This is a genomic window from Pseudomonas urethralis (assembly GCF_021602465.1).
In the GTDB taxonomy this organism is placed as follows: domain Bacteria; phylum Pseudomonadota; class Gammaproteobacteria; order Pseudomonadales; family Pseudomonadaceae; genus Aquipseudomonas; species Aquipseudomonas vlassakiae.
On sequence record NZ_BQIJ01000020.1, the window covers coordinates 74356 to 97869 of the forward strand.

The 23514-nt window shown below is 64.9% G+C and carries 25 protein-coding genes and 1 pseudogene; 11 read left to right on the plus strand and 15 right to left on the minus strand.

Annotated elements, in window-relative coordinates; genetic code table 11:
- Positions 1-8: 8 nt before the first annotated feature.
- The 6 genes and pseudogenes from L6D64_RS24390 to L6D64_RS24410 form a co-directional block, all read right to left on the minus strand.
- The gene (locus tag L6D64_RS24390; protein WP_176509870.1) at positions 9-1106 is read right to left on the minus strand and encodes a carboxynorspermidine decarboxylase; all 1098 of its coding nucleotides are present in this window, start codon (positions 1104-1106) and stop codon (positions 9-11) included.
- A 482-nt stretch (positions 1107-1588) separates the two neighbouring features.
- Positions 1589-1723: pseudogene (locus tag L6D64_RS28380) on the minus strand (serine dehydratase); the annotation flags it as partial.
- A 72-nt stretch (positions 1724-1795) separates the two neighbouring features.
- Complete coding sequence (locus L6D64_RS24395; protein ID WP_176510324.1) at positions 1796-3499, minus strand: amidase; 1704 nt, start codon at positions 3497-3499, stop codon at positions 1796-1798.
- 135 nt (positions 3500-3634) lie between these two features.
- The gene (gene yghU / locus L6D64_RS24400; protein WP_176510323.1) at positions 3635-4474 is read right to left on the minus strand and encodes a glutathione-dependent disulfide-bond oxidoreductase; all 840 of its coding nucleotides are present in this window, start codon (positions 4472-4474) and stop codon (positions 3635-3637) included.
- 174 nt (positions 4475-4648) lie between these two features.
- Positions 4649-5251 (minus strand): helix-turn-helix domain-containing protein, encoded by a 603-nt coding sequence (locus L6D64_RS24405; protein ID WP_176510322.1) that lies wholly within the window; start codon positions 5249-5251, stop codon positions 4649-4651.
- 39 nt (positions 5252-5290) lie between these two features.
- On the minus strand, positions 5291-7243 hold the full coding sequence (locus L6D64_RS24410; protein ID WP_176510321.1) for an oxidoreductase: 1953 nt from the start codon (positions 7241-7243) through the stop codon (positions 5291-5293).
- Positions 7244-7431: 188 nt separating this feature from the next.
- Here L6D64_RS24410 and L6D64_RS24415 point away from each other — a divergent pair, with 188 nt between their 5' ends.
- Positions 7432-8475, plus strand: a complete 1044-nt coding sequence (locus L6D64_RS24415) for an ABC transporter substrate-binding protein (RefSeq protein ID WP_176510320.1) — start codon at positions 7432-7434, stop codon at positions 8473-8475.
- Positions 8476-8529: 54 nt separating this feature from the next.
- Complete coding sequence (locus L6D64_RS24420) at positions 8530-9285, plus strand: class II aldolase/adducin family protein (RefSeq protein WP_176510319.1); 756 nt, start codon at positions 8530-8532, stop codon at positions 9283-9285.
- Positions 9286-9350: 65 nt separating this feature from the next.
- Here the strand turns inward: L6D64_RS24420 and L6D64_RS24425 are convergent, their stop codons facing one another.
- Complete coding sequence (locus tag L6D64_RS24425) at positions 9351-10748, minus strand: purine-cytosine permease family protein (protein ID WP_176510318.1); 1398 nt, start codon at positions 10746-10748, stop codon at positions 9351-9353.
- A 232-nt stretch (positions 10749-10980) separates the two neighbouring features.
- Between L6D64_RS24425 and L6D64_RS24430 the strand changes: the two genes are divergently transcribed.
- The 4 genes from L6D64_RS24430 to L6D64_RS24445 all read left to right on the plus strand — a co-directional run bounded on the left by L6D64_RS24430 (position 10981) and on the right by L6D64_RS24445 (position 13032).
- Positions 10981-11868 carry an EamA family transporter gene (locus L6D64_RS24430; protein WP_176510317.1) on the plus strand — a complete coding sequence of 296 codons (888 nt, stop codon included), beginning with the start codon at positions 10981-10983 and terminating at the stop codon, positions 11866-11868.
- A 60-nt stretch (positions 11869-11928) separates the two neighbouring features.
- On the plus strand, positions 11929-12249 hold the full coding sequence (locus L6D64_RS24435; RefSeq protein WP_176510316.1) for a YbjQ family protein: 321 nt from the start codon (positions 11929-11931) through the stop codon (positions 12247-12249).
- Positions 12250-12386: 137 nt separating this feature from the next.
- Positions 12387-12575, plus strand: coding sequence for a hypothetical protein (locus L6D64_RS24440; protein WP_176510315.1), 189 nt, complete (start codon positions 12387-12389; stop codon positions 12573-12575).
- A gap of 160 nt (positions 12576-12735) precedes the next feature.
- Positions 12736-13032: a hypothetical protein gene (locus L6D64_RS24445; RefSeq protein WP_176510314.1), complete on the plus strand. Its 297-nt coding sequence runs from the start codon at positions 12736-12738 to the stop codon at positions 13030-13032.
- Positions 13033-13079: 47 nt separating this feature from the next.
- Here L6D64_RS24445 and L6D64_RS24450 read toward each other — a convergent pair whose 3' ends face one another.
- Both L6D64_RS24450 and ampC read right to left on the minus strand, forming a co-directional pair.
- Positions 13080-13412: a hypothetical protein gene (locus tag L6D64_RS24450; RefSeq protein WP_176510313.1), complete on the minus strand. Its 333-nt coding sequence runs from the start codon at positions 13410-13412 to the stop codon at positions 13080-13082.
- A 304-nt stretch (positions 13413-13716) separates the two neighbouring features.
- Positions 13717-14853: a class C beta-lactamase gene (gene ampC, locus L6D64_RS24455; RefSeq protein ID WP_176510312.1), complete on the minus strand. Its 1137-nt coding sequence runs from the start codon at positions 14851-14853 to the stop codon at positions 13717-13719.
- A gap of 120 nt (positions 14854-14973) precedes the next feature.
- Between ampC and L6D64_RS24460 the strand changes: the two genes are divergently transcribed.
- Positions 14974-15966 carry a bile acid:sodium symporter family protein gene (locus L6D64_RS24460; RefSeq protein ID WP_371870343.1) on the plus strand — a complete coding sequence of 331 codons (993 nt, stop codon included), beginning with the start codon at positions 14974-14976 and terminating at the stop codon, positions 15964-15966.
- A gap of 72 nt (positions 15967-16038) precedes the next feature.
- Here L6D64_RS24460 and L6D64_RS24465 read toward each other — a convergent pair whose 3' ends face one another.
- Both L6D64_RS24465 and L6D64_RS24470 read right to left on the minus strand, forming a co-directional pair.
- Positions 16039-16632 carry an eCIS core domain-containing protein gene (locus tag L6D64_RS24465; RefSeq protein ID WP_176510310.1) on the minus strand — a complete coding sequence of 198 codons (594 nt, stop codon included), beginning with the start codon at positions 16630-16632 and terminating at the stop codon, positions 16039-16041.
- Entirely contained in the window at positions 16619-17182 is a 564-nt protein-coding gene (locus L6D64_RS24470; RefSeq protein WP_176510309.1) for a TetR/AcrR family transcriptional regulator, read from the minus strand. Before L6D64_RS24470 ends, L6D64_RS24465 begins: the two co-directional genes overlap by 14 nt.
- A gap of 87 nt (positions 17183-17269) precedes the next feature.
- Between L6D64_RS24470 and L6D64_RS24475 the strand changes: the two genes are divergently transcribed.
- The gene (locus tag L6D64_RS24475; RefSeq protein WP_176510308.1) at positions 17270-18001 is read left to right on the plus strand and encodes an SDR family oxidoreductase; all 732 of its coding nucleotides are present in this window, start codon (positions 17270-17272) and stop codon (positions 17999-18001) included.
- A gap of 26 nt (positions 18002-18027) precedes the next feature.
- A complete protein-coding gene (locus L6D64_RS24480; RefSeq protein WP_176510307.1) occupies positions 18028-18621 on the plus strand; it encodes a 2-hydroxychromene-2-carboxylate isomerase in 594 nt (197 codons plus the stop codon).
- Positions 18622-18659: 38 nt separating this feature from the next.
- Here the strand turns inward: L6D64_RS24480 and L6D64_RS24485 are convergent, their stop codons facing one another.
- The 4 genes from L6D64_RS24485 to L6D64_RS24500 form a co-directional block, all read right to left on the minus strand.
- On the minus strand, positions 18660-19205 hold the full coding sequence (locus tag L6D64_RS24485) for a cupin domain-containing protein (protein WP_054887330.1): 546 nt from the start codon (positions 19203-19205) through the stop codon (positions 18660-18662).
- 78 nt (positions 19206-19283) lie between these two features.
- Complete coding sequence (locus L6D64_RS24490) at positions 19284-20489, minus strand: MFS transporter (protein WP_176510306.1); 1206 nt, start codon at positions 20487-20489, stop codon at positions 19284-19286.
- 82 nt (positions 20490-20571) lie between these two features.
- Complete coding sequence (locus L6D64_RS24495) at positions 20572-21105, minus strand: cytochrome b (protein WP_176510305.1); 534 nt, start codon at positions 21103-21105, stop codon at positions 20572-20574.
- Positions 21102-22148: a catalase family peroxidase gene (locus L6D64_RS24500; protein ID WP_176510304.1), complete on the minus strand. Its 1047-nt coding sequence runs from the start codon at positions 22146-22148 to the stop codon at positions 21102-21104. Before L6D64_RS24500 ends, L6D64_RS24495 begins: the two co-directional genes overlap by 4 nt.
- 129 nt (positions 22149-22277) lie before the next feature.
- On the opposite strand from L6D64_RS24500, the gene L6D64_RS24505 reads away from it, so the two are divergent.
- Together L6D64_RS24505 and L6D64_RS24510 are read left to right on the plus strand one after the other, a co-directional pair.
- Positions 22278-22799 carry a sigma-70 family RNA polymerase sigma factor gene (locus L6D64_RS24505; RefSeq protein WP_176510303.1) on the plus strand — a complete coding sequence of 174 codons (522 nt, stop codon included), beginning with the start codon at positions 22278-22280 and terminating at the stop codon, positions 22797-22799.
- On the plus strand, positions 22796-23514 hold a 719-nt coding region (locus tag L6D64_RS24510), incomplete at its 3' end, for an anti-sigma factor family protein (RefSeq protein ID WP_176510302.1). The genes L6D64_RS24505 and L6D64_RS24510, both read left to right, overlap by 4 nt.

Genomic DNA, 23514 nt, shown 5'->3' on the forward strand with positions numbered 1-23514 from the left:
AGCCGGTCTTACGACAGGCTGGAAACGTAGTCTTCGAAACCGAAATCGCGCACCACCTCGACGCTGCCGTCGAGCTGCTTGACCACGATCGATGGCATCTTCAGGCCGTTGAACCAGTTTTTCTTGACCATGGTGTAGCCGGCGGTGTCGATGAACGACAGACGGTCGCCGATGGCCAGCGGACGATCGAATTGGTACTCGCCGAAGATGTCGCCGGCCAGGCACGACTTGCCGCAGACCATGTAGGTGTGCTCGCCGTCGTTAGGGGCCATCTTGGCGTTGAGGCGGTAGATCAGCAGGTCGAGCAGGTGCGCTTCGATCGAGCTGTCGACCACGGCGAGGTGCTTGCCGTTGTACAGGGTGTCGAGCACGGTCACTTCCAGCGAGGCACTGTTGGTGATGGCCGCTTCGCCTGGCTCCAGGTAGACCTGCACGCCGTATCGCTCGGAGAAGGCTTTCAGGCGTGCACAGAAGGCGTCCAGGGCATAACCCTCGCCGGTGAAATGGATGCCGCCACCCAGGCTGACCCACTCGACCTTGTGCAGCAGGTGGCCGAAGCGCTCTTCGATGTGTGTCAGCATCTTGTCGAACAGGCCGAAGTCACCGTTCTCGCAGTTGTTGTGGAACATGAAGCCGGAGATCTGTTCGATCACCTGTTCGATCTTCACCGGGTCCCACTCGCCGAGGCGGCTGAACGGGCGGGCCGGGTCGGCCAGCAGGTAGTCGGAGCTGCTCACCTGCGGGTTGACGCGCAGGCCGCGGACCTTGCCTTCGGACTGTTCGGCGAAACGCTGCAGCTGGCCGATCGAGTTGAAGATGATCTTGTCGCAGTTCTCGAGCATTTCCTCGATTTCGTCATCGGCCCAGGCCACGCTGTAGGCGTGGGTTTCGCCGGCGAACTTCTGGCGGCCGAGCTTGAGCTCGAACAGCGAAGACGACGTGGTGCCGTCCATGTACTGCTGCATCAGGTCGAACACCGACCAGGTGGCGAAGCACTTGAGGGCGAGCAGCGCCTTGGCACCGGAGTTTTCACGCACGTAGGCGATCTTCTCCATGTTGCGCAGGAGCTTGGTTTTGTCGATGAGGTAGTACGGCGTCTTGATCATTTAAAGGCCCCCGGCCAGGCCGGCCAAAAAAAAGATCCGCATTGTGCCTTCACTTGCCGCAGATCGAAAGGGCGGATGGTGTATTTCGTCTGCGTGGCGGTTGTGGCAGGTGAAATGATTCGCCAGCGGCGGGTTCAGTGGTACAGGAGGAAATGAATATTCTGATGACAGGGTGACCGGTGGTATGTGTTCGCCGTGGCAGTTTTTTGCGCCTGTGAGACCGAGCGCCGCCCGCGCGGCGCATCGCGGATAAATCCGCTCCTACAGCTTTGTTGCAACGTGCCGAACCTGTTACGCCATGGTAGCCAGCCCTGGCGCATGACTTGAGCCGTGCAAACCGGCTGACAACCATGCCCTCACAGGCATGGCCACGTTGCAGCAAACTGTAGGAGCGGATTTATCCGCGATGCGCCGCGCGGGCGGCGCTCGATCTCCCAGGCGCCGAAAATGCCTCGGCGAGCACCCGGAGGCCATACCGCCGTTCATCCTACCTGCTTCAACCACGCCTGAATCTGCTGCAGAGTTGCAGTAGCGCCCCACAAACCACCATTCTGGTAGCCAGCCAAAGCTGCTGACTCATAAGCCAGCGCCAACGCCGCCCCACACGCCGGCTGGATTGCGCAATACAAAGGAAGCCTGTCATACCAGCTGGCCCCAGCGTCGGCAAGTCGACGCTGGGGCCAGGATGATCAGCCCAGCGGCGGGGTACGCGGCGGTACCATCCGGCGCGAACCGGTCGATTCAAAGGCCGCAGCAAAGCTCAGCAGCGCATTGTCGCTATACGCCTTGCCGGCAAAGGTCAGCCCCACCGGCATGCCGATATCGGCCATCACACCCATCGGCACGGTCACGGTCGGCACGCCCAGGTGGCGGATCGCCAGGTTGCCGTTGGCCACCCAGATGCCGTTGCTCCAGGCGATGTCGGCCGAGGCCGGGTTGACGTCGGCATCGGCCGGGCCGACATCGGCCACGGTCGGGAACAGCACGGCGTCCAGGCCCTGCGCGTCCATCCAGTCTTCGAGGTCGATCTTGCGGGTTTTTTCCAGCCCGCGCAGGCCATCGGGCAGGGTCTCGATCTGGTCCCAGGTCTTCAGGCCGCGCTTGGCCATGTTGACGTATTCGTCCATGCCAGCGGCCAGGTCGTCCTCACGGTTGGGCAGGGTGCCCGGGTCGTGCGGGAAGATCTGCGGGCCGTCGACATCGGCCAGGCGGTTGAGTTTGGGGTCATCGTTGGCCCGCAGGAAGTCGTCGAACGCCCAGCCCGACAGCTCCCACAGCTCGTCGTGGAGGAATTCCTTGCTGACGATGCCACGGTTGTAGACGGTCGGCGCGCCCGGGCGGTCGCCTTCGCAGTTGGACACCAGCGGGAAGTCCACTTCCAGCACTTCGGCGCCGGCCGCTTCCAGGGCCTGGCGAGCCTGCTGCCACAGGGCGATGACGCTGTCGCGGGTGATGATGCGCTGGCCGGTCGGGCCGCCGATGCCTGGCTTCTCAGAGGTGCCGGCTTCAGCGTCGGCATTGATGTACATGCGCGGTACGCCAAAGCGCTTGCCCTTGAGCGAGCTGGCGTCAACGGCCAGGTCCAGGTAAGACGCCGGGCGCACCGAGGAGGCGGCCGGGATCGGTACCCATGGCTGCAGGCGCCACAGGTCGCCGCGCTTGTCGGCATCGTCGGCAACCACCACGTCGAGGATTTCCAGCAGGTCGGCCATGGTTCGGGCATACGGCACCACCACGTCCATGGTCGGGGTCAGCGGCCAGTTGCCACGTACCGAGATCACCCCGCGCGAGGGGGTGTAGGCGCACAGGCCGTTGTTCGAGGCAGGGCCGCGGCCGCTCGACCAGGTTTCCTCGGCCAGGCCGAAGGCGCTGAAGCTGGCGGCGGTGGCGGTACCGGCGCCGTTCGACGAGCCGGAGGCGAATGGTGCGGTCAGGTAGTTGGCGTTGTACGGGCTTTCTGCGCGGCCGTAGACGCCACGCTGCATGCCGCCATTGGCCATCGGTGGCATGTTGGTCTTGCCCAGGCACACGGCACCGGCGGCGCGCAGGCGCTCGATGGTGAAAGCGTCGCGCTGGGCGACCAGGTCCTTGAACGCCGGGCTGCCGGAGGCGGCGGTCAGGCCCTTGACCAGGTAGCTGTCCTTGGCGGTGTAGGGGATACCGTCCAGCGGGCTCAGGGTCTGGCCCTTGGCGCGGCGGGCGTCGGAGGCCTCGGCTTCCTTGAGCGCGTCAGGGTTGCGTACGACCACGGCGTTCAACGCGGTGGCGGTGTCGGCTCCATCGTAGGCGTCGATGCGCGCCAGGTAGGCCTTGACCAGCTCGACGGCCGTCGTGCGGCCCGTTTCGAGTGCGTCGCGCAGCTCGGCAATGGAAACCTCGGTTACCTCGATCATGCTTTCACCAAAATTTGTGCAGGTTGGGGCTAGTGCGAGGAGTGTACAAGAAGGGATCAGGGCTGGGAGGTTTGCGCGGCAGAAATGGTTTTTTGCAACGGGGCATTGTCGGGGCCGCCAGCGGCCCCGACAGCTTCAGCCCAGGTCGGCCGCCGAGTGCCGCTCGGGTACCTGGCTGGCTTCATCGCCCCAGATACGGTTGACCCGGGTGCCACGCTGCACGGCCGGGCGCTGGGCGATTTCCTCGGCCCAGCGCTTGACCTGTGGGTATTCATCCACCGCCAGGAATTCGGCCGCGCCATACAGGTTGCCGCGCACCAGCTGGCCGTACCACGGCCACACGGCGATGTCGGCGATGCTGTATTCGTCGCCGCCGAGGTAGCGGCTGACCGCCAGGCGGCGCTCCAGCACGTCGAGCTGGCGCTTGGCTTCCATGGTGAAGCGGTTGATCGCGTACTCGATCTTTTCCGGCGCGTACACATAGAAGTGGCCGAAGCCGCCGCCCAGGTAAGGCGCCGCACCCATCTGCCAGAACAGCCAGTTGAGGCTCTCGGTGCGTGCAGCCGGCGCCTTGGGCAGGAAGGCACCGAACTTCTCGGCCAGGTGCAGCAGGATCGAACCAGACTCGAACACCCGCACCGGCGGTTCAGCGCTGCGGTCGAGCAGGGCGGGGATCTTCGAGTTGGGGTTGACCTCGACGAAGCCGCTGGAGAACTGGTCACCGTCGCCGATGCGGATCAGCCAGGCATCGTATTCGGCGCCGCTGTGGCCCAGGGCGAGCAGTTCTTCGAGCAGGATGGTGACCTTGACACCGTTGGGGGTGGCCAGGGAGTACAGCTGCAACGGGTGCTTGCCGACCGGCAGGTCCTTGTCATGGGTCGGCCCGGCGATCGGCCGGTTGATGCTGGCGAACTGGCCACCGGATGCGGCATCGTTGCGCCAGACCTTGGGCGGGACATAGGGGGGCTTGCTCATGCAGAGGGTCTCCTTGGAAAGCGCGAAAGCGTCCACCTAAGGACGTCGACCTGCATCTATGCCATGGGTTCGGAGAAAAGCGCAAATGCAACGGGCGCGAGCGTCAATTGCAAGGTGCGCTGGCCGCGCGGCTCAGCAGGGCCACAGTTGAACCGGGCCTGCTGACAGCTCTTTTCAGAATGTGGGCGGGGTGATGACCCAGATCACCACGGCATCCACCTCGCCAGGGTTGCCGTAGCGGTGCGGCTCCTGGCTGGAAAAACTGAAACTGTCGCCTTCGCCCAGCAGGAAGTGGCGTTCACCCACCCACACTTCGAAACTGCCCGAGAGCACATAACCCGCTTCGTCACCCTCATGGCTGTAGCTCTGCTGGCTGTAGGTGCCAGGTGGAAAACGCGAATGCAGCATCTCCAGCTGGCGGTTGGGTTGCGGCGTGAGCAGCTGGTCGACGATGCCGTCCTCGTAATGCACGCTCAACCGGCTGTTGCGCCGCACCACGTAACCCTGGTCTTCCGGTGCGGTGGTGGCCTCGCTGGCGAAGAACCACTGGATGGTCACGCCGAGGCTGCGGGCAATGTTGAACAGCGCCGGGATCGACGGATATGACAGGTTACGCTCCAGCTGGCTGATGTAGCCGGCGGTCAGCTCGCTGTGCGCCGCCAGCTCCGCCAGGGTCATGCCGCGACGCTTGCGCAGGCCGCGGATGCGGCCACCGAGGAACTGTGGCGCACTGCCACCGTCTGCGGCAGCGGGCGGGAACTGGGGTTGCTGGCTCATGCGCTTCGGTCCATCGGGAAAGCCGCAGTATGGACAGCCTCAGAGTGCCCAGGCAACTGTCAGGCCCTCATGGATCGCCTCTTCGACCGTGCGCGGGGCCAGGCAGTCGCCAATGCGCCGTACCTCCACCAGGCCTGCCAGTTCCATGGCCAGGGTGTCCTGAGGTTGGTGACCGAGGCACAGTACCAGGGTGTCGATACCTTCGAAGATCATCGGTTGGCCGCTGGCGGTGTGCTGCAGGTAGACGGTGTTGTCATCGCAGCCGTACAGGCGGGCATAGGGTGTGATCGGGATGCCCAGGCGGTGCAGTTCGCCGGCCATCTGGTCGCGCACGTACAGCGGCAGGGTTTCGCCGCAGTGGGTGCCGTTCACCGCCAGCTGCACCTGGTGGCCATCCCGGGTCAGGCGCTCGGCGATGCCGGGGCCGATCCAGTCGCAGCGCCAGTCGATCACCAGCACCGAGCTGCCAAGGGCGACTTCATTGCGCAGGACTTGCCAGGCATCCACCACCTGCAGCTCGCCGCTGCGTTCGAACGATGGCCAGTAGGGCGTGGCACCAGTGGCGGCAATCACCAGGTCGGGGCGTTCGCGTTCGACCAGTGCGCGATCAACACGCGTATTACGTACTACGCGCACGCCGGCCAGTTCCATTTCGCGCTGCAGGTTGGTGCTGGCGCCGCCGAACTCGCTGCGCCGGGGCAGCAGCTGGGCAAGCTGTATCTGGCCGCCGAGTTGTGTACTGGCTTCGTACAGCGTGACGTCATGCCCCCGGGCGGCAGCCACGGCTGCGGCTTTCATGCCGGCGGGACCGCCGCCCGCCACCAGGATGCGCTTGCGCGCAGTAGCGGGGGCTGGGTGTTGGTACTGCAATTCGCGCCCGGTCTCCGGGTGCTGGATACAGGAGATCGGCAGGCCGCGGTGGAAGTGGCCGATGCAGGCCTGGTTGCAGGCAATGCAGGCGCGCACGTCTTCGACCTGGCCGCGCTCGGTCTTGGCCGGCATCTGCGGGTCGCAGATCAGTGCGCGGGTCATGCCACACACGTCGGCCTGGCCACGGGCCAGGATCAGTTCGGCTTCCTGCGGCTGATTGATGCGCCCGGTGACGAACAGCGGGATGTCCAGGTGCTGCTTGAAGGTGCCGGCCTCGCGCGCCAGGTAGGCCGGGGCGATGGCCATGGGTGGCACGATATGCACGGCGCCACCGAGCGAAGCCGAGGTCCCGGCGACGATGTGCAGGTAGTCGACCTGGCCTTGCACGGCCTGGGCGGCGGCAAGCGATTCGTCTTCGCTCAGGCCCTCGCTGTCGCGTTCGTCTGCGCTGATGCGCAGGCCGACAATGAACTGCTCGTCGGTGGCCGCCCTGACCGCTGCCAGCACTTCCCGCAGGAAGCGCAGGCGCTGTTCCAGTTCGCCGTTGTAGCTGTCATTGCGCTGGTTGACCCGCGGGTTGAGGAACTGCGCCGGCAGGTAGCCATGGCTGGCCACCACCTCGACACCGTCCAGCCCCGCCTGGTGCAGGCGCAGCGCAGCGCTGGCGTAGCCCTGGACGATCTCGTCGATCATCGCCTGGTCGAGGGCACGCGGCATCACCCGGAAGCGCTCGTTGGGCACCGACGAGGCCGAGTAGGCGACTGCCAGCAGGCCGTCCGCCGACTCCATGATCTCCCGTCCCGGATGGAACAATTGCGACAGCACCACCGTGCCGTGGGCATGGCAGGCCTCGGCCAGGCGGCGGTAGCCGTCGATGCAGGCGTCGTCAGTGGCCATCAGCACGTGCGAGGTGTAACGGGCACTCTCATGCACCCCCGCCACCTGCAGCACGATCAGGCCGACACCACCGGCGGCACGGGCGCGCTGGTAGGCGATGAGCTTGTCGTTGACCAGGTTGTCGGTGGGCAGGCAAGTGTCGTGGCCGGTCGACATGATGCGGTTCTTCAGGCGTTTGCCGCGGATCTGCAGGGGTTCGAACAAATGGGCGAAGGCGGTCGTCATGCGGGCGGCTCCGTTGCGGTGTCGTTCTTGTTTTCCTCATGAAAGTGTAGCGTAAGTAAAAAAGCAATTTGTTTTTTTACTGATGGCGGACTAGCTTTTCCCTCGCCACGGCCGTGGCGCGTGACCTCACTACAACAACAAACGGGCCTTCGAGCCAACGCTCGGCGGTACCGACAGGAGGCAACTCGATGCAGGCATTTCCTTGCACTACCGGCCTTTGCGCAGCGCTCTTGGCCTTGGGCCTGGGCAGTGCGCAAGCGGCGCCGCAGATGGTCGTGGTCGGCTATGGCGGCGCCGGTCAGAAAGCCCAGGATGTGGCGATCTTCCAGCCTTTCAGCGCCCAGGACGGCAGCCAGTTGATCCAGAGCGAATACAACGGTGAGATGGCGCGCATCCAGGTGATGGCCGATACCGGCAATGTCGACTGGGACGTGGTGCAGATCGAGGGGCCAGACCTGATGCGCGGCTGCGAGGAGGGCATCTACGAGCACCTCGACTGGCAGCGCCTGGGGCATGCCGCCGAACTGATCCCCGCTGCGGCCCAGGACTGCGGCTCGGCGGCGCTGGTATGGAGCGTGGCGATTGCCTACGACCGCGACAAGCTGGCCCAGGCACCGGCCTCGTGGGCCGACTTCTGGAACGTGCAGAAGTACCCGGGCAAACGCGGCCTGCGCAAACGCGCGGTGTACAACCTGGAGTTCGCCTTGCTGGCCGACGGGGTCAAGGTCGCTGACGTGTACAAGGTGTTGTCGACCCCGGCAGGCGTCGAGCGCGCCTTTGCCAAGCTCACCGAGCTCAAGCCGTATATCCAGTGGTGGGATGCCGGCGCGCAACCGGCGCAGTGGCTGACGGCGGGTGATGTGGTGATGACCTCGACCTACAGTGGCCGCATCGCCGTGGCCGCGCAGCAAGGCAGCCCGCTGGCGGTGGTCTGGCCTGGCAGTCTGTATGGCATGGACTACTGGGCGATCATCAAGGGCTCGAAGCATGTCGATCAGGCGAAACGCTTGATCAGCTACGCCAACCAGGCGGATACCCAGGTGCGTTACGTCCAGCAGATTCCCTACGGGCCGACCAATACTCAGGCGGCGGCCAGGCTTGACCCGGCGCTGGCCAGCTGGGTGCCGACCTCGCCTGAGAACCTGCAAGGTGCGTTGGCGATGGATGTGGAGTTCTGGGTCGATCACGGCGAGGAGCTGGAGCAACGCTTCAATGCCTGGGCCAGCAAATGATGTCGCTTATCGGGGCTGCCCGGCAGCCCCGAACTGCCAACAGGGAGAACAACGATGGACACCACGGAACAGACCCTGCGCCAGCAACTGGCCGCCTGCTATCGCCTGATTGCCCACTTCCGCATGTCGGACCTGATCTTTACCCATATCTCCTTGCGCCTGCCGGGCCCCGAGCATCATTTCCTGATCAACCCCTACGGCTTGCTGTTCGAAGAAATCACCGCCTCGAGCCTGGTGAAGATCGACCTGCAAGGCCGGCCGGTGGCGCCCACTGAATATTCGGTCAACCCGGCCGGTTTCGTCATCCACAGTGCGATCCATGCCGCCCGCGAGGACGCCCAGTGCGTGCTGCACACGCACACCCGCGCCGGTTGCGCGGTGGCGGCGCTGGAGTGCGGGTTGCTGCCGGTCAACCAGATGTCGATGGAGTTCCATGGCAAGGTCGCCTACCACGCCTACGAAGGCATCGCGCTGGACCTGGACGAACAGCAGCGGCTGGTGGCGGACCTGGGCGACAAGCCGGTGATGATCCTGCGCAACCACGGCTTGCTGACCACCGGGCGCTCGGTGGCCGAGGCGTTCCTGCGGATGTATTACCTGGAAAAGGCTTGCGAGATCCAGTTGGCGGCGCAGAGCGCCGGGCAGCTGGTGTTGCCGTCGGAAGCGGTGTGCGCGCATACCGAGCGGCAGTTCAATGCGCCGATGCGCGGGTTGAAGCAGGGTGAGCTGGATGACCCGGATGCGCTTCAGCTGGCCTGGGGGGCTTTGCTGCGGATGTTGGAGCGGATCGCCCCGGACTACCGCGACTGACTCTCGGGCCTCTTCGCGGTTTTACCCGCGAAGAGGCCGGTGCAAGGAGAACTCGGCACACAGCATCAGCGCGCCTGCGGCACGATCAGGCTGGCCGGCGCCTCGGCGGCCCGGCGGCGCGCCACGCAGTAGTACAGCACGCTCGGCACCACCAGCCCGATCAGCCACGACACATCCACGCCACCCAGGTGCGCGACCATGGGGCCGGTGTACAGCTTGGTGTCGATGAACGGCATCTGCACCAGCACGCCGAGGGTGTAGACGCTGATGCCAGGCCAGTTCCAGCGGCCGTAGCGGCCTTCCGGGTCGGCCAGGGCAGGGATGTCGTAGCGCTCCTTGGTGATGAAGTAGTAATCCACCAGGTTGACCGCGCTCCAGGGCACGAAGAACGTCAGCAGGAACAGGATGAACGACTTGAACGCACTGAGGAAGGTGTGCTGGCCGAGCAGGGCCACCAGGGTGGCGGCGCCGACGATGGCCAGCACGAACACCAGGCGTTGCACGCGGCTGATTGCCAGGTGGCCTCGGAAACCGCTGATGATGGTGGCAATGCACATGAAGCTGCCATAGGAGTTCAGCGTCGAGATCGTCACCTTGCCGAACGCAATGCTGAAGTACAGCAGCGCGGCAGTGGTGCCGGCACCGCCGAGGCCGACGATGTAGGCCACTTCACGCCCGCTGAATTGCCCGCCGGCGATGGCTGCGGCGAACACGCCGAGGATCATCGACGCTTGTGCTCCAATGACAGAGCCCAGGCCGGCGGCGAGAAAGGTCTTCACCGGCGAGGTGCTGCTCGGCAGGTAGCGCGAGTAATCCGCCACGTAGGGGCCGAAGGCGATCTGCCAGGAGGCGGCCAGCGACACCGCGAGCAAGAAGGTGGCCCAGCTGAAGTGGCGGTTTTCCAGCAACTGGCCGATGTCGGCGAGCATCAGGATGCGGCTGAACAGGTAGACGAAGGCAATGATGCCCAGCACGCTGGCGACCCGGCCGATCCAGTGGATCACCCGGTAGCCGGCGAGGGTAGCGAGCACGATCACCGAGGCGAAGACAAGAATGCCGGTGCTATCGCTGACACTCAGCAACTGGCCGATGGCCTGCCCGGACAGCACCGTGCCGGTGGCGGTGAAGCCCAGGTACATCAGGCACACCAGCACCATCGGGATGGCCGCGCCATACACGCCGAACTGCACGCGGCTGGAAATCATCTGCGGCAGGCCCAGGCGCGGGCCCTGGGCTGCATGCAAGGCCATGACCGCGCCGCCGATCAGCTGGCCCAGCAGCAGGCCGATCAGCGACCAGAACACGTCGCCGCCCAGCACCACGGCCAGGGCGCCGGTGACGATGGCGGTGATCTGCAGGTTGGCGCCGAGCCAGAGGGTGAACTGGCTGTACAGCTTGCCATGGCGCTCGGCTTCCGGGATGTAGTCGATAGAGCGCCGTTCGAGCACAGATTTGCGGGACATTGAGGGCTCCACTTCATTGTTTTTGTGTCAGGGAGGGCCATCGCCGGTGCACTGCGCGGATGGCGTCTGCCTGATATCAGCATGTCTATACAAGTAGGGTCAAGTGAAGACTGCGGGGCATAACAGCCAATCTGTAGCGCAAGGGTTGACCATAACTGTGCTGGTCCGTGGGCGGAAAATGGCCTTATGCTGTTACGAAATATGTCTAGAACGCCGGAAGAAGGAAGCTGCAATGCCGCTCAAGGACCTGCTGATCGCCCTGGTGGTGATTGTCGCCTGGGGAGTCAATTTCGTGGTCATCAAGGTCGGCCTCGATGGCTTGCCGCCGATGCTGCTCGGGGCATTGCGTTTTCTGCTGGTGGCGTTTCCGGCTGTGCTGCTGGTCAAGCGGCCGAAGCTGCCGTGGGGCTGGCTGGTCGCCTATGGCGCGACCATCTCCCTGGGCCAGTTCGCCTTCCTGTTCCAGGCCATGTACAGCGGCATGCCACCGGGCCTGGCGTCGCTGGTGCTGCAGTCGCAGGCGTTCTTCACGCTTGGCTTCGCCGCGCTGTTCCTCGGTGAGCGGTTGCGTCTGGCCAGTGTGCTCGGCCTGATAGTGGCGGCCAGCGGCCTGGCACTGATCGGTAGCGAGGACAGCGGCCATGTACCGCTGGTGGCGCTGCTGCTGACCTTGTGTGGCGGGGCCATGTGGGGCATGGGCAACATCATTACCCGCCGCTTTGGCTCGGTGGACCTGGTGGCGCTGGTGATCTGGGGCGGGCTGATTCCACCGCTGCCGTTCCTGGCGTTGTCGTGGTGGCTGGAAGGGCCGGAGCGGATTGGTCATGCACTGGCCAATATCGGCTGGAGCTCGGTACTGGCGCTGGCGTACCTGGCCTTCGTCGCCACCATGATCGGTTACAGCCTGTGGGGCAAGCTGCTGTCGCGCCACCCTGCGGGCAAGGTGGCACCGTTTTCGCTGCTGGTGCCGGTAATCGGCCTGAGTTCGTCAGCCTGGTTGCTGGGTGAGCGGCTGACGGCCACCCAGGGCTGGGGCGCATTGCTGGTGATGCTTGGTTTGCTGGTCAACGTGTTCGGAGCCAGGCTGGGGCAGCGTTTGCGGGCAGCCAGTGTGCAATAGCGGGAACCACCGGCGCTTTTGTTAGACTTGGCCTTTTTTGCAAGGCCAAGGAGCGCAAACATGATCATCTCCACCACCAGCCAGCTCGAGGGCCGCCCGATCGCCGAGTACCTTGGCGTGGTCAGCTCCGAATCGGTGCAGGGCATCAACTTCGTGCGCGATTTCTTCACACGTTTGCGCGACGTCTTCGGCGGCCGTTCGCAAACCCTGGAGAGCGCCCTGCGTGAGGCCCGCGAGCAGGCCACCGAAGAGCTCATGGCGCGGGCACGGCAGTTGCAAGCCGATGCGGTGGTAGGCGTGGACTTCGAGATCAGCATGCCGTCGGTGCAAGGCGGCATGGTCGTGGTGTTCGCCACCGGTACTGCCGTGCGGCTGAAGTAGCTAAATGCCACTGGTCGGGTCTGCCGGCTTCGTCCGAGCGGTCCGCTTGTGACCGGCTAGTCTCATTGGCACAGGTCGCGTTTTTCAGGTCAGCCCATTGCTGGCTGACGCGGTCGCCACTGAATGGAGATAGGGGCATGAGCGAGTCCTTTTTCGAAGACAGCAACGATGCATTTCCGATCAATAGCCAGGTGCGTTGCGGTCAGGCGGCGTTTCGCCTCGGCTTCGTCCACATGACCCTGGAGGAGTCGGAAGACCTCAAACCTGCCTACCTGCAGCGCATCAAGAAAGGCCGCTTCACACCCCGGGTGCCGGCCAGGAAATAGGCCAGTCAAAAGGTGAACCTGCTCACAGATCCCCGCCCAACGGCGGGGTTTTTGTTGATGTTGTTTGATCCCGCTCATGGTAACCGTGAGTTGCTCTCGCGGCGGCGGCGCAGTTGTGGTCTTCTGGCGCGGCATCCAGGAAAGGGAGGATTGATTTTCCATGCGAGTCAGGGACGAGACTTATTGGCAGTGGGCCGATGCGCAGCTGCATAGCCGCTGCCATGACGAAGTGCTCAGCGACGGCACTTCGCTGGATATCCAGGTGCGCCTGTCGCGGCTCGGCGCGACGCAGCTGTTCCTTGGGCTTTACGGGCAGGACGGCAGGGCACTGCTGGAGGAGTATTACCCGGCGCGACCCGGCGAAACCATGACCCGTGCGATGGTGTGGGGGGTAAACCGGGCCCGGGCGCTGGCGATCGGTGCGTTACCGATGCCGCAGCGCCGACAGCGGGCATGAAAAAGCCCGGCCTATGCAGGCCGGGCTCGCTAAGTGGTGGCCAACCCTCAGTTCAGCGGATCGATCACCTTGACTGCCTGCCGCTCACGGACGGCGGGCCATTCTTGTTGCAGGGTCTGTAGCACGCGGCCGACGAACTCGGTGTCGGCGGCGGCCTTTTTGCCGACGTAGCCCTGGCCACGGCGGTAGACCTTGAAGCGGGCGCGCATGCTGGGCAGGTGCGCTTCGAATTCATCTTCGACCGTGTTCGGCGGCAGGCGGTCGATGCGCACCTCGCCGGTCTGGCTGACCCACAGCAGGTGGTCATCGAGGCTGTCCTTGCGTACCGCGAACAGCTGGGCCAGTTGGTCGATAGTCGGATTGTCGTTCAAGTTCATCATAAAGCCCCCATCACCTATTTGTTGTTGATTGTCACAGTTGGCGCCACAGGTTGTAGCGCACTACCAAGGCTGCTACAGCAGCATCGCAACAGGGGCTTTCTCACGCTGCCTTTTGGACAGATTCCCTCTCCACGGACGGCCTGCGTTACCGCGCAAGCCGTCTGGAACACCCTTGCCACCGCTCCCGATCAGGGAGACGGCCTCATCATGCACAAGGCCGATGAACGTCGTCAATGGTTTTGTAGTGAATATTTTTACTCACTACATTCTTGTCATATTGTCTGGCAATCAGCTTGGCGGTGACTCAGCGGTCGAGCCCGGACAGGATCTGGAAGGCCGCCCGAACGCGGGCTTCGTTGGGGTAGTTGCGGTTGGCAAGCAGGACAATGGCCCTGCCTTCGGACGGGATGAAGGCAGCGTAGGCGCCGAACCCGTTGGTGGAGCCGGTCTTGTTGTACCAGGCGGCGGGCAGGGCCGGAAGCGCCGGCTGCAGGCGCTGGGTGGCCTGGGGTTCACGAATCAGGCGCGGGCTGTTGCCATCGACCAGCGTCTCCAGCGCGACCGGGTAAGGGTAGCGCTCCCAGCCCAGCCCCTGGGTCATGCTGCCAACCCTGAAGTAGCCCGCCTGGGTGATGCCGATGGCTTTGCGCAGTGCCGTCGGCAGTTGCGCAGGCTGCATGTGCAGGCGCACGTAGCGCAGCAGGTCACTGGCGCTGGTCTTGATGCCGTAGGCTTCGTCGGCATAGGGACCAGGGCTGACGCGCACCGGGTGGTTTTGCGCGTCGTAGCCCTGTGCATACAAGGCCTTTGCCGCTTCTGGCACCTGCAGGTAGGTGTGCCGCAGGCCCATCTGAGGTAGCAGGTGCTGGGTCATGACGGCTGCGAATGGCTGGTGTTGCGCGCGTGCCGCGAGGTCGCCGAACAGCCCCAGGCTCGGGTTGGAATAGCAGCGTTGAGTACCAGGTTCGCTGCGGGCTTTCCAGTTGCGCAGGAATGCCAGTGCCTGTTCTGCGGTCTGTACCTCATCGGGAAATTGCAGCGGCAGGCAGTCGGCGCTGTAGGCCCCCAGCTCCAGCACACTGGCCTCGCCCAATGGCGCACCGGCCAGGGCCGGCTCGTAGCGCCGGGCAGGGGCGTCCAGGTCGAGCTTGCCTTCGGCACTGGCCAGCGCCCCGAGAGTGGCGGTGTAGGTCTTGCTCAGTGAACCGATTTCGAACAGGGTGTCGGCGGTCACCGGCTTGCCATCGGCCTTGCTGGCCACACCATAGCTGAAGTAGTGGGCCTGGCCGTTGTCATAAACCGCCACGGCCATGCCGGCGATGTCCTGTTGTTTCATCAGCGGCCGGATGACCTCGTCCACCTGGGCCTGCAGCGGCTCGGCCGCGTGCGCCGAGGCAAGGCCGAACAGCATCAGCAGTGGAGATAGACGTACGCGTGGCATGCAAAGGGTCCTTTTCGTGGATGTGTCCGTTGAGCGACACCAATGGGGGTTCCGGCGTTAGCGGGAAAAAAGCCAAGACCTTATCGTCAGGCCCTGCACAACGACAAGATGGAAACTGTTATGAAGTATTTGCGCATGTTGTTCGACAACTTCACCCTGTGCCTGCTCGGGGTGGTACTGATCGCCACCGTGCTGCCTTGCTCGGGCGACGGCGCGGTGTATTTCGGCTGGCTGACCAACCTGGCGATCGGCCTGCTGTTCTTCCTGCACGGTGCGAAGTTGTCGCGCGAGGCAATCATCGCGGGTGCTGGCCATTGGCGCCTGCACCTGCTGGTCTTCTCCTGCACCTTCGTGATGTTCCCGCTGCTGGGCCTGGCGTTCAAGCCGCTGTTCGTGCCGCTGGTAGGCAACGAACTGTACCTTGGCGTGCTCTACCTGTGCGCGCTGCCAGCCACCGTGCAGTCGGCGATCGCCTTCACCTCGCTGGCCCGCGGCAACGTGCCGGCTGCCATCTGCAGTGCGGCGGCGTCCAGCCTGATCGGCATCTTCCTGACCCCGCTGCTGGTGATGATGCTGTTGGGCGCCAGTGGCGATACGGGTTCGGGGCTGGACGCCGTGTTGAAGATCACGCTGCAGTTGCTGGTGCCGTTCGTGGCCGGGCAGATTGCACGCCGCTGGATCGGTGCGTGGGTCAAGAAAAATGCCCGCTGGCTGAAGAGCGTCGACCAGGGGTCGATCCTGCTGGTGGTGTACACCGCGTTCAGCGAGGCAGTGGTCACCGGCCTGTGGCACACCGTGTCACCGCAGCACCTGGCCGGGCTGTTCGCCGTCTGCGGCGTCCTGCTGGCGGTGGTGCTGTTCGGTACGCGCCTGCTGGGCAAGCTGCTGGGCTTCAACCTGGAAGACCGCATCACCATCCTGTTTGCCGGGTCCAAGAAGAGCCTGGCCACCGGCGTGCCAATGGCCCAGGTGCTGTTCGTGGGGAGCGGCATCGGCGCGATGATTCTGCCGCTGATGCTGTTCCACCAGATCCAGCTGATGGTGTGTGCGGTGCTGGCGCAGCGCTATGCCAGTCGGGAGCCGGTGGGTGAGGGGGCGACTGCTTCGTCCTGATCGCTGCAGGTTGCTTGCACCGGCCTGTTCGCGGCGTCGCGACGCGCACGCTCCCGCAGGGGCCGGTGCAGGTCATCGAGCCTGCCCCGAACTGCGCTCGTGCAATGCCTTCCCCACTTCGGCCTCGATCTTGTAGGCCGGGCCTTCCAGCTCTTCATAGTTGCGTGTGTAGCGCCGGGCAAACTCATTCACGCCCAGCTGCTGGTACTGCTGCACATGCTTCAGCTCGTGTGCCCACAATGCCACGTTGTCCTCGGCATCGCTGGCGTGACGGAAGATGATGGTATCGATCAGGGTTACCGCGTTCACGTCCGGGTTCTGCAGCATGGCGTTGGCCGCCGTGACTTGCTGCTCGTCACCGACCCGGTAGCGCGCTGCATCGAGCACGGCAAAGTCATACCAGGGCTCCAGTTGTGCGCGGATGTGCAAAGGGATCGGTTGACTGCCGCTGGCGGTGGCCTCGTCGCGTGCCTGTTGCAAGGCAAACGCCAGGCTGCTCGACGCTACGGTTTCGACATCCTGCAGTATCTGCCCGGCCTGGCCGGGGTCGATCGGCGCGCAGAAACAGCCCATCAGGCACACCTGGTACTGCCCGGCCGGGCAGGCCTGTTCGGCCAGGGCGGGCGCTGCCAGCAGCAGCCCCAACAGCAGGTTAATGGCTTTCATTCAATGCCCTGTCGACAAAGCCTTTGCTGGCATCGAGCAATTGCTGTTGCACCTCCTCGCTGGCCAGCATGCGCCCAACCACCAGGGCGCCGACACACTGGCTGATCAGCACCCAGGCCAGCGCCGGGTCTTCCAGGGTTTCGCTCCACGCCCCATGCAAGCCTACCAGCCAGTGCTCGGCCTCTTCGCGCACAGGCCGTTCGGCGCGGGCGATTTCCACCCCCAGCGGTGGCAGCGGGCAGCCGCCCTCGGCATTGTGCAGGTGGGCCAGGCTCAGGTACTGCTGCAGGCAACGGGCCAGGCGGTCGCGGCTGGCCCCCTGATTGGCCAGGCGGGCCAGCGGGCTGTTGCACAGCTCTTGGCGGACCACCTCGGTGAACAGGTCGTCCTTGGACGGGAAATGGTTGTAGAAGGCACCGCCGGTCAGGCCGATGGCCTTCATCAACCCGGCCACGCCGGTGCTGGAAAAGCCGCCACGCTTGGCCAGCGCGCCGCTGCTGGCCAGCAGCTTGTCGCGGGTCTGCTGCTTGTGTTCGGTGGAGTAGCGCATGCACGACCTCTTCGCGCTGCTTGACGATGGGGGCGATCATAACATAGCGTTCGTTTACTAAACGATCATTCACCAATGGAGTCAGGCATGGCAGAACAACAAAAAGTGGTGCTGGTGATCGGGGCCGGAGACGCCACCGGTGGCGCAATCGCCAAGCGCTTTGCCCGTGAGGGTTATGTCGCCTGTGTCACGCGCCGCCAGGCCGATAAGCTGCAGCCGTTGATCGACGAGATTCGTGCTGAAGGGGGTCAGGCCCATGGTTTCGGCTCGGATGCGCGCAAAGAGCAGGAAGTTGCCGAGCTGGTCGAAACCATCGAACGTGATATTGGCCCGATTGAAGCCTTTGTCTTCAATATCGGCGCCAACGTGCCGTGCAGCATCCTTGATGAGACCCCGCGCAAATACTTCAAGATCTGGGAAATGGCCTGCTTCGCCGGCTTCCTCACCGCCCAGGCCGTGGCCCGGTGCATGGTCACCCGTGAGCGCGGCACGATCCTCTTCACCGGCGCCACCGCAGGCACGCGTGGGGCTGCCGGTTTCGCCGCCTTCGCAGGGGCCAAGCATGGCCTGCGCGCCTTGGCCCAGAGCATGGCGCGCGAGCTTGGCCCGCGCAACATCCACGTGGCCCATGTGGTGGTGGATGGGGCCATCGACACCGCGTTCATTCGTGACACGTTCCCCGAACGCTACGCGCTGAAGGATCAGGACGGTATCCTCGACCCGGCGCACATCGCCGACAGCTACTGGTTCCTGCATGCCCAGCCCCGGGATGCCTGGACCTTCGAACTGGACCTGCGCCCGTGGATGGAACGCTGGTAAGCCTGCATTAGCAAGGAGCGTGACGTATGAACAAGACCGTGGAGTTCTACTTCGACCTGGGCAGCCCGGCCAGTTATCTGGCCTGGACCCAGCTGCCTGCACTGTGCGCCCGGCATGGCGCGGCCCTGTTCTACCGGCCCATGCTGCTGGGTGGGGTGTTCCAGGCCACCGGTAACGCATCACCGGCGATGATCCCTGCCAAGGGCCGCTACATGTCCATCGATCTCGGCCGTTACGCCCGCCGTTATGACGTGCCGTTCGGGCTGCCGCCGGGGTTTCCGGTGAACACCCTGACCCTGATGCGCGGCACCCTCGGCATGCAGCTTCGTGCGCCCGCGCAGTTCGACGCGTTGTTGGCCGTGCTGTTCAAGGGGCTGTGGGAACACCGGAGCAACTTGAGCGATGCCGCGGTACTGGATGAAACGCTGCGCCAGGCCGGCTTCGACCCTGCGGCGTTTCATGCGCTGGCGGCCGATGGCGAGGTCAAGGCCGAACTCAAGCGAGTGACCGAGGAAGCGGTTGCGCGGGGTGTGTTCGGTGCGCCGACCTGCTTTGTCGACGGGGAAATGTTCTTCGGCCAGGATCGCCTGGATTTCGTCGAAGAAGCGCTGAGCCGTTGAGGCTGGATGGCCTCCCCATGGGTGAGGCCATCGCGGGCTCAGAAATTCGCCGGAGTGTTGGCGCTGATGATTTCCGCCTCGTCCGGGCCGATGTTCTTGAAGCTGTGCGGCAGGGTAGTAGGGATGTAATAGCCATCGCCCGAGTTGAGGATGCTCACCTGGCCATCGACCCACAGCTCCACGGTGCCCCGGGTAACCAGGCCACATTCTTCGCCTTCGGCATGCACGATCGGCTCGCCGGAGTCGGCGCCGGGGGCATACAGTTCACGCAGCATGCGCATCTGGCGGGCCTCGACGCTGGCACCGACCAGCAGCATGCGCAGGCCATTGCGGCCCAGGTCCGGCTGCTCGCTGGCACGGAACACGAAGCGTTCTTCGCGCACCGGCTCGTCGAAGCTGAAGAACTCGGCCAGGGTCATGGGGATCCCTTCGAGGAGTTTTTTCAGGGAGCTGACCGACGGGCTGACACGGTTCTGTTCGATCTGCGAGATCGTCGAATTGGTCAACCCGCTGCGGCGGGCCAGTTCCCGTTGGGAGAGGTTGTTGCGTTCACGCACCAGTTTGAGTCGCGTCCCCGTGTCCATAGCCGCCTTGTAATCAGAGGTGTTTAAAATAATTAGCGACGCATTAAAACATACTCTGCACGCTTGCGCGCTGTGCTTTCAGGCGCGTTGGTCACGCGGCAGCGGCCACAGCCCGACCAGCAGCAACAGCAGTGCCACCGCCAGGAACGGCAGGCGTGGGTCCAAGGCATAGACCAGCGTTCCGGCCAACGGGCCGATCACCGCCCCCATGCCTTGGGCTGCGCCGATCGAGCCGGCGGTGGCACCTTGTTCGGAGGCCTGCATGGCATTGGCTGCCAGCGCGGAAAACGCCGGGAATACAAAGCCCATGCCGGCCGCAGCGACAAAATAGCAGCTCCACAGCCAAGGCGCCGTGGTGGCCAGCGCGCCAGCGGCGAAACCCAGCGCCGACACGCTGGCACCGACCCGGATCATCTTCAACGGTGGCCACTCCAGCTGGCGCAGCAGCACTTGCGACAGGATCAGCGCCACCCCGACGGTGGTCAGGGCGACACCGGCAGCTTGCGCGGCATCGGTCGGCGCCAGTTGCAGGCGGTCGAGGGCGAAGAAGCCGACGACGATCTGCGAAACCGTTACGCTGAGCATGGCGCTGAACGCCACCAGCAGTGGCCGGCGCAGGCGGGCGTCGCTGAGCCGAACCGGGCTGGGCGCATAGTTCTGGGCGAGGGGCTGTGGTTTGAGCTTGAACAACAACACCAGGAAGGCGCTGGCCGGCAGCAACGACATGATGTGAAACGGCAGGCTGAGGCTGTGCTGGGCCAGCACGGCTGCGAGCGCCGGCCCCACCACCAGGCCGACGGCATTCGCCGCACCCAGTGAAGCCATGGCCCGCGCCCGGCGCTGCGGTTCGACATGGTCGGCGATCAGCGCATTGCAGCCCACCGGTATGGCAGCGTAGAACGCGCCGATGCAACCGCGCGCCAGCATCAGCCCGACGAATGCCAGGCCTGCCCCTGGCAGCCAGCGCAGCGCACCTTCGACGAACAGGCACAGTAGCCAGTAGGCCAGGGTGAAGCCAGCGCTGCCCATCAGCAGGATGCGGCGACGCCCCAAGCGGTCGGACAATCGCCCCCAAGGGCGCGCGAGCAGCACCCAGACCACGCCGGCCACCGTCACCGCCGCGCCGGCCTGCCAGGTGGCCATGCCCAGCAAGCGCGAGATCGGCCCGATCAGCGCGACGAAGGCCATCATCGACATGGTGCAGGCCATGTTGGCCAGCAGCAGCGGGCGCATGTCCAGGGTGTTGGCAGGGGCAAGCACGGCAGGGTCCTTTGCGGCATTCATCGGGCAGTCCAGAGCAGGTCGACAAGCTAGCTGTCGAGATGAGTAAGAGTAGTTATCGTCGAGCCCGCCTGGCGTCAGCCTGTCACTCGCTGCGCCGCACGTGGCCTGGCCACATGCTACGCAACACGCCGTCCCGACGCACCAACGCATGCATCAGCGCCGCGCCCAGATGCACCAGTACGGTGGCGAACAGCAGGTAGCCGGCCCAGCCATGGGCCTGGCGCAGCACGGCATACAGGTGCAGGTCGTGCGGGGCGATCGCCGGCAGTTGCAGGGGGCGTGGGTAGCCGCCCGCCGACAGCATCGCCCAGCCCAGCAGCGGCATGGCCAGCATCAGGGCGTAGAGCAGCAAGTGCGAGGCGCCTGCGGCAACACGTTGCAAGGCAGGCAGGTCGCTGGGCAAGGGCGGATGTGGCAAGGTCAGGCGCAGGCCGATGCGCACGATCACCAGTACCAGCAGTGCCAGGCCTGTGGCCTTGTGCAATTCGACCAGCAGCGGGTGGCGCGGTGACAGGTCGCCGACCATGCTCACGCCAATGAACAGCATGCTGATGATCAGGATCGCCATCAGCCAGTGCACCAGGCGCGCCATCGGGTGGAAGACTTCAGGTTTCATCGCTGTGCTCCTGCGCCGAGAGACTCGCGGCTGCGGCGGTTGAATGATTCCGAATAGGCCGCAGAACGGGCGGCGAGGATCGGGTCGGCGGACGGTTCGATGCCACCGGGCAGGATCAATGGGTCGAAGTTCAGGTCACGGCAAGCGCCTTGTTCGGGAGCGTCGACCTGTTCGATCACCAGGGTGCCGGCATCGACGCGACGGCGTTCGGCCGGCCAGGGACGAGCCGGGTCGTCCACCGCATCGCCCTGGTCGGCCAGCACCAGGCGCAGGGTCCAGCGCAACGGCCCTTGGGCCAGGCGCTGTTGCAGGTCGTGCTGGAGGAACTGTTTGTCGTCGACCTGGCCGGGCAGGGCGGTGAATGGCGTTTGCGGTTCCAGCTGCCAGCGTACCGGGTGCGCGGTGCCGTGAGCGTCGATCAGGCGGAAGGCATTGATGCTGTAGTACTGGGTGCTGGCGAAGCTGTCGCTGGGTTTGTAGCTTGCCGCCCACTGGCGAAATGCCGCGCTCTCCGGGTGGGCGGCGAAGAATGCCTGCAGCTTTGCCGGGTCTGGCTTGCCAGTGGTCGGGTCTGGCGCGCCGGCCAGCACCTGGTCGTAGAAGCCTTGCGGTGTGCTGACCGCCAGCACGGGCGGGTTGTTCATGCCGGTACGCCAGACTTGGCCGTCATCGGTACTCAACTGGATTGCCAGGCTGCGCACCGGTATGCCGGTGTCCGGGGCGAACGGGTTGGCACCGCCGATGGCGAAGCGGCCGATCACCGGCACTCGCGCCTGGCTGAAAGCCCGTGCAGTCGACAAAGTTGCGGCCTGGCCGCTGGGCTCGAAGTAGCCGCTGACGCACAGGCCCTTGGCGTGGTTCTTGCGATAGCCCGGGTAGTGCCCGGCCTGGGCCTCGAAGGTGTCGATGATGCGTTGTGGCGTCAGCTGCGGCCCGCCTATCCAGCCTGCGGCATAGGCGAAGCCGGCGCCCAGCGCCAGCATCACGGCGCCGATGCCGGCCAGGCGCAGCGCCTTGGCAGGGCCTTGCAAGGGTAAGTTCATGGTGGTCATCCGGTTCAGTGAAGGTGGCGGTACGACGGCCTGGGGAAAAACTTATTCCCTCGGCGGGAATAAATTTTCTTGCCGGGCGTCTGCCCCTACACTGACAACCCCCGCGCCCGGTACCTGACCATGCACGATCTGGACGAACAGCAATGGCGTGAGCTGTTGCAGCGCTTGCGCCGCTTTGCCCTGTGGCTGACCCGTGAGCCCGGCAGTGCCGATGACCTGGTCCAGGCCACGGTCGAACGCGCCTTGAGCCGCCGAGACCAGCAACGCGAGGCCGAGGCGCTGCGCGCCTGGCTGTTTACCATTCTTTATCGGCTGTTTCTCGATGCCAAGCGCCGCGAGCGCTTGCATGCCCGCTGGCTGTCATGGTTCGGCCGCAGCGCGGTGGAGCATGAAGCACTCGGCGATAACACCGAGGACATCGTCCTGGCCCAGGCCGACTTGCAGGCCTTCGCCCAGCTCTCGACCGAACAGCGGGCCTTGCTGTTGCTGGTCAGCATCGAGGGGTTCAGTTACAAGGAAGCGGCGGCAGCCCTGGAAATCCCTATTGGCACGGTGATGTCGCGGCTGTCGCGTGCCCGTGCTGCCTTGCGTGAACTGACCGAAGGCAACCCCCAGCCGCCGGCCTTGCGGAGACTCAAATGACACGCCTGATTCCTGGTGAAGACGAACTGCACGCCTATATCGATGACCGCCTGGAACCCACCCGCCGTGCCGAGGTGCAGGCCTGGCTGGCGGCCAACCCGCAGGAAGCGGCGCGGGTCGAGGCCTGGCGCAACGATGCCCGGCGCCTGCGTGCGGCTTTGGCAGGGTTTGCCGAGCAGCCTGGGGCGGCCACGCTCGACCTGCGTCAGGTGCAGCAGCGGGTGCGCCAGCGCCGGCAGCGGCGGCTGGCTTCGGCGGCGATGCTGTTGCTGGCCATGGGGGTCGGCGGGTTGGGTGGCTGGCAGGCACGCCAGGTGACCTTGGCCAGCAATGAATTGCCGATGGCCGATGCGGTGCAGGCCCATCGGTTGTTCGCCGGCAGTGAGGCACTGGATATCCAGGCCAGTGACCCGGCGCAACTGCGCGACTGGCTGGGCCGGCATTTCAACCGCGTGGGCCAGCTCCCTGACCTGGCGGGTTATGGCTTCGAGCCGGTCGGCGCGCGCTTGCTCAGCAACGAGCAGGGGCCGGCAGCGCTGTTGGTATTCCAGGATCGTAACGGCCAGCGCATCAGCCTGTTCCTGCGCTCGCCGGGCGACCGCTATGAACGCATGCCCCAGGGGCAGCGGGTCGATGGGCAGTTGGAGGCGCGGTACTGGTCGCACGGAGCATACAACTTTGCGCTGGTCAGCGCGGCGGATGATGGGCGTGGGGC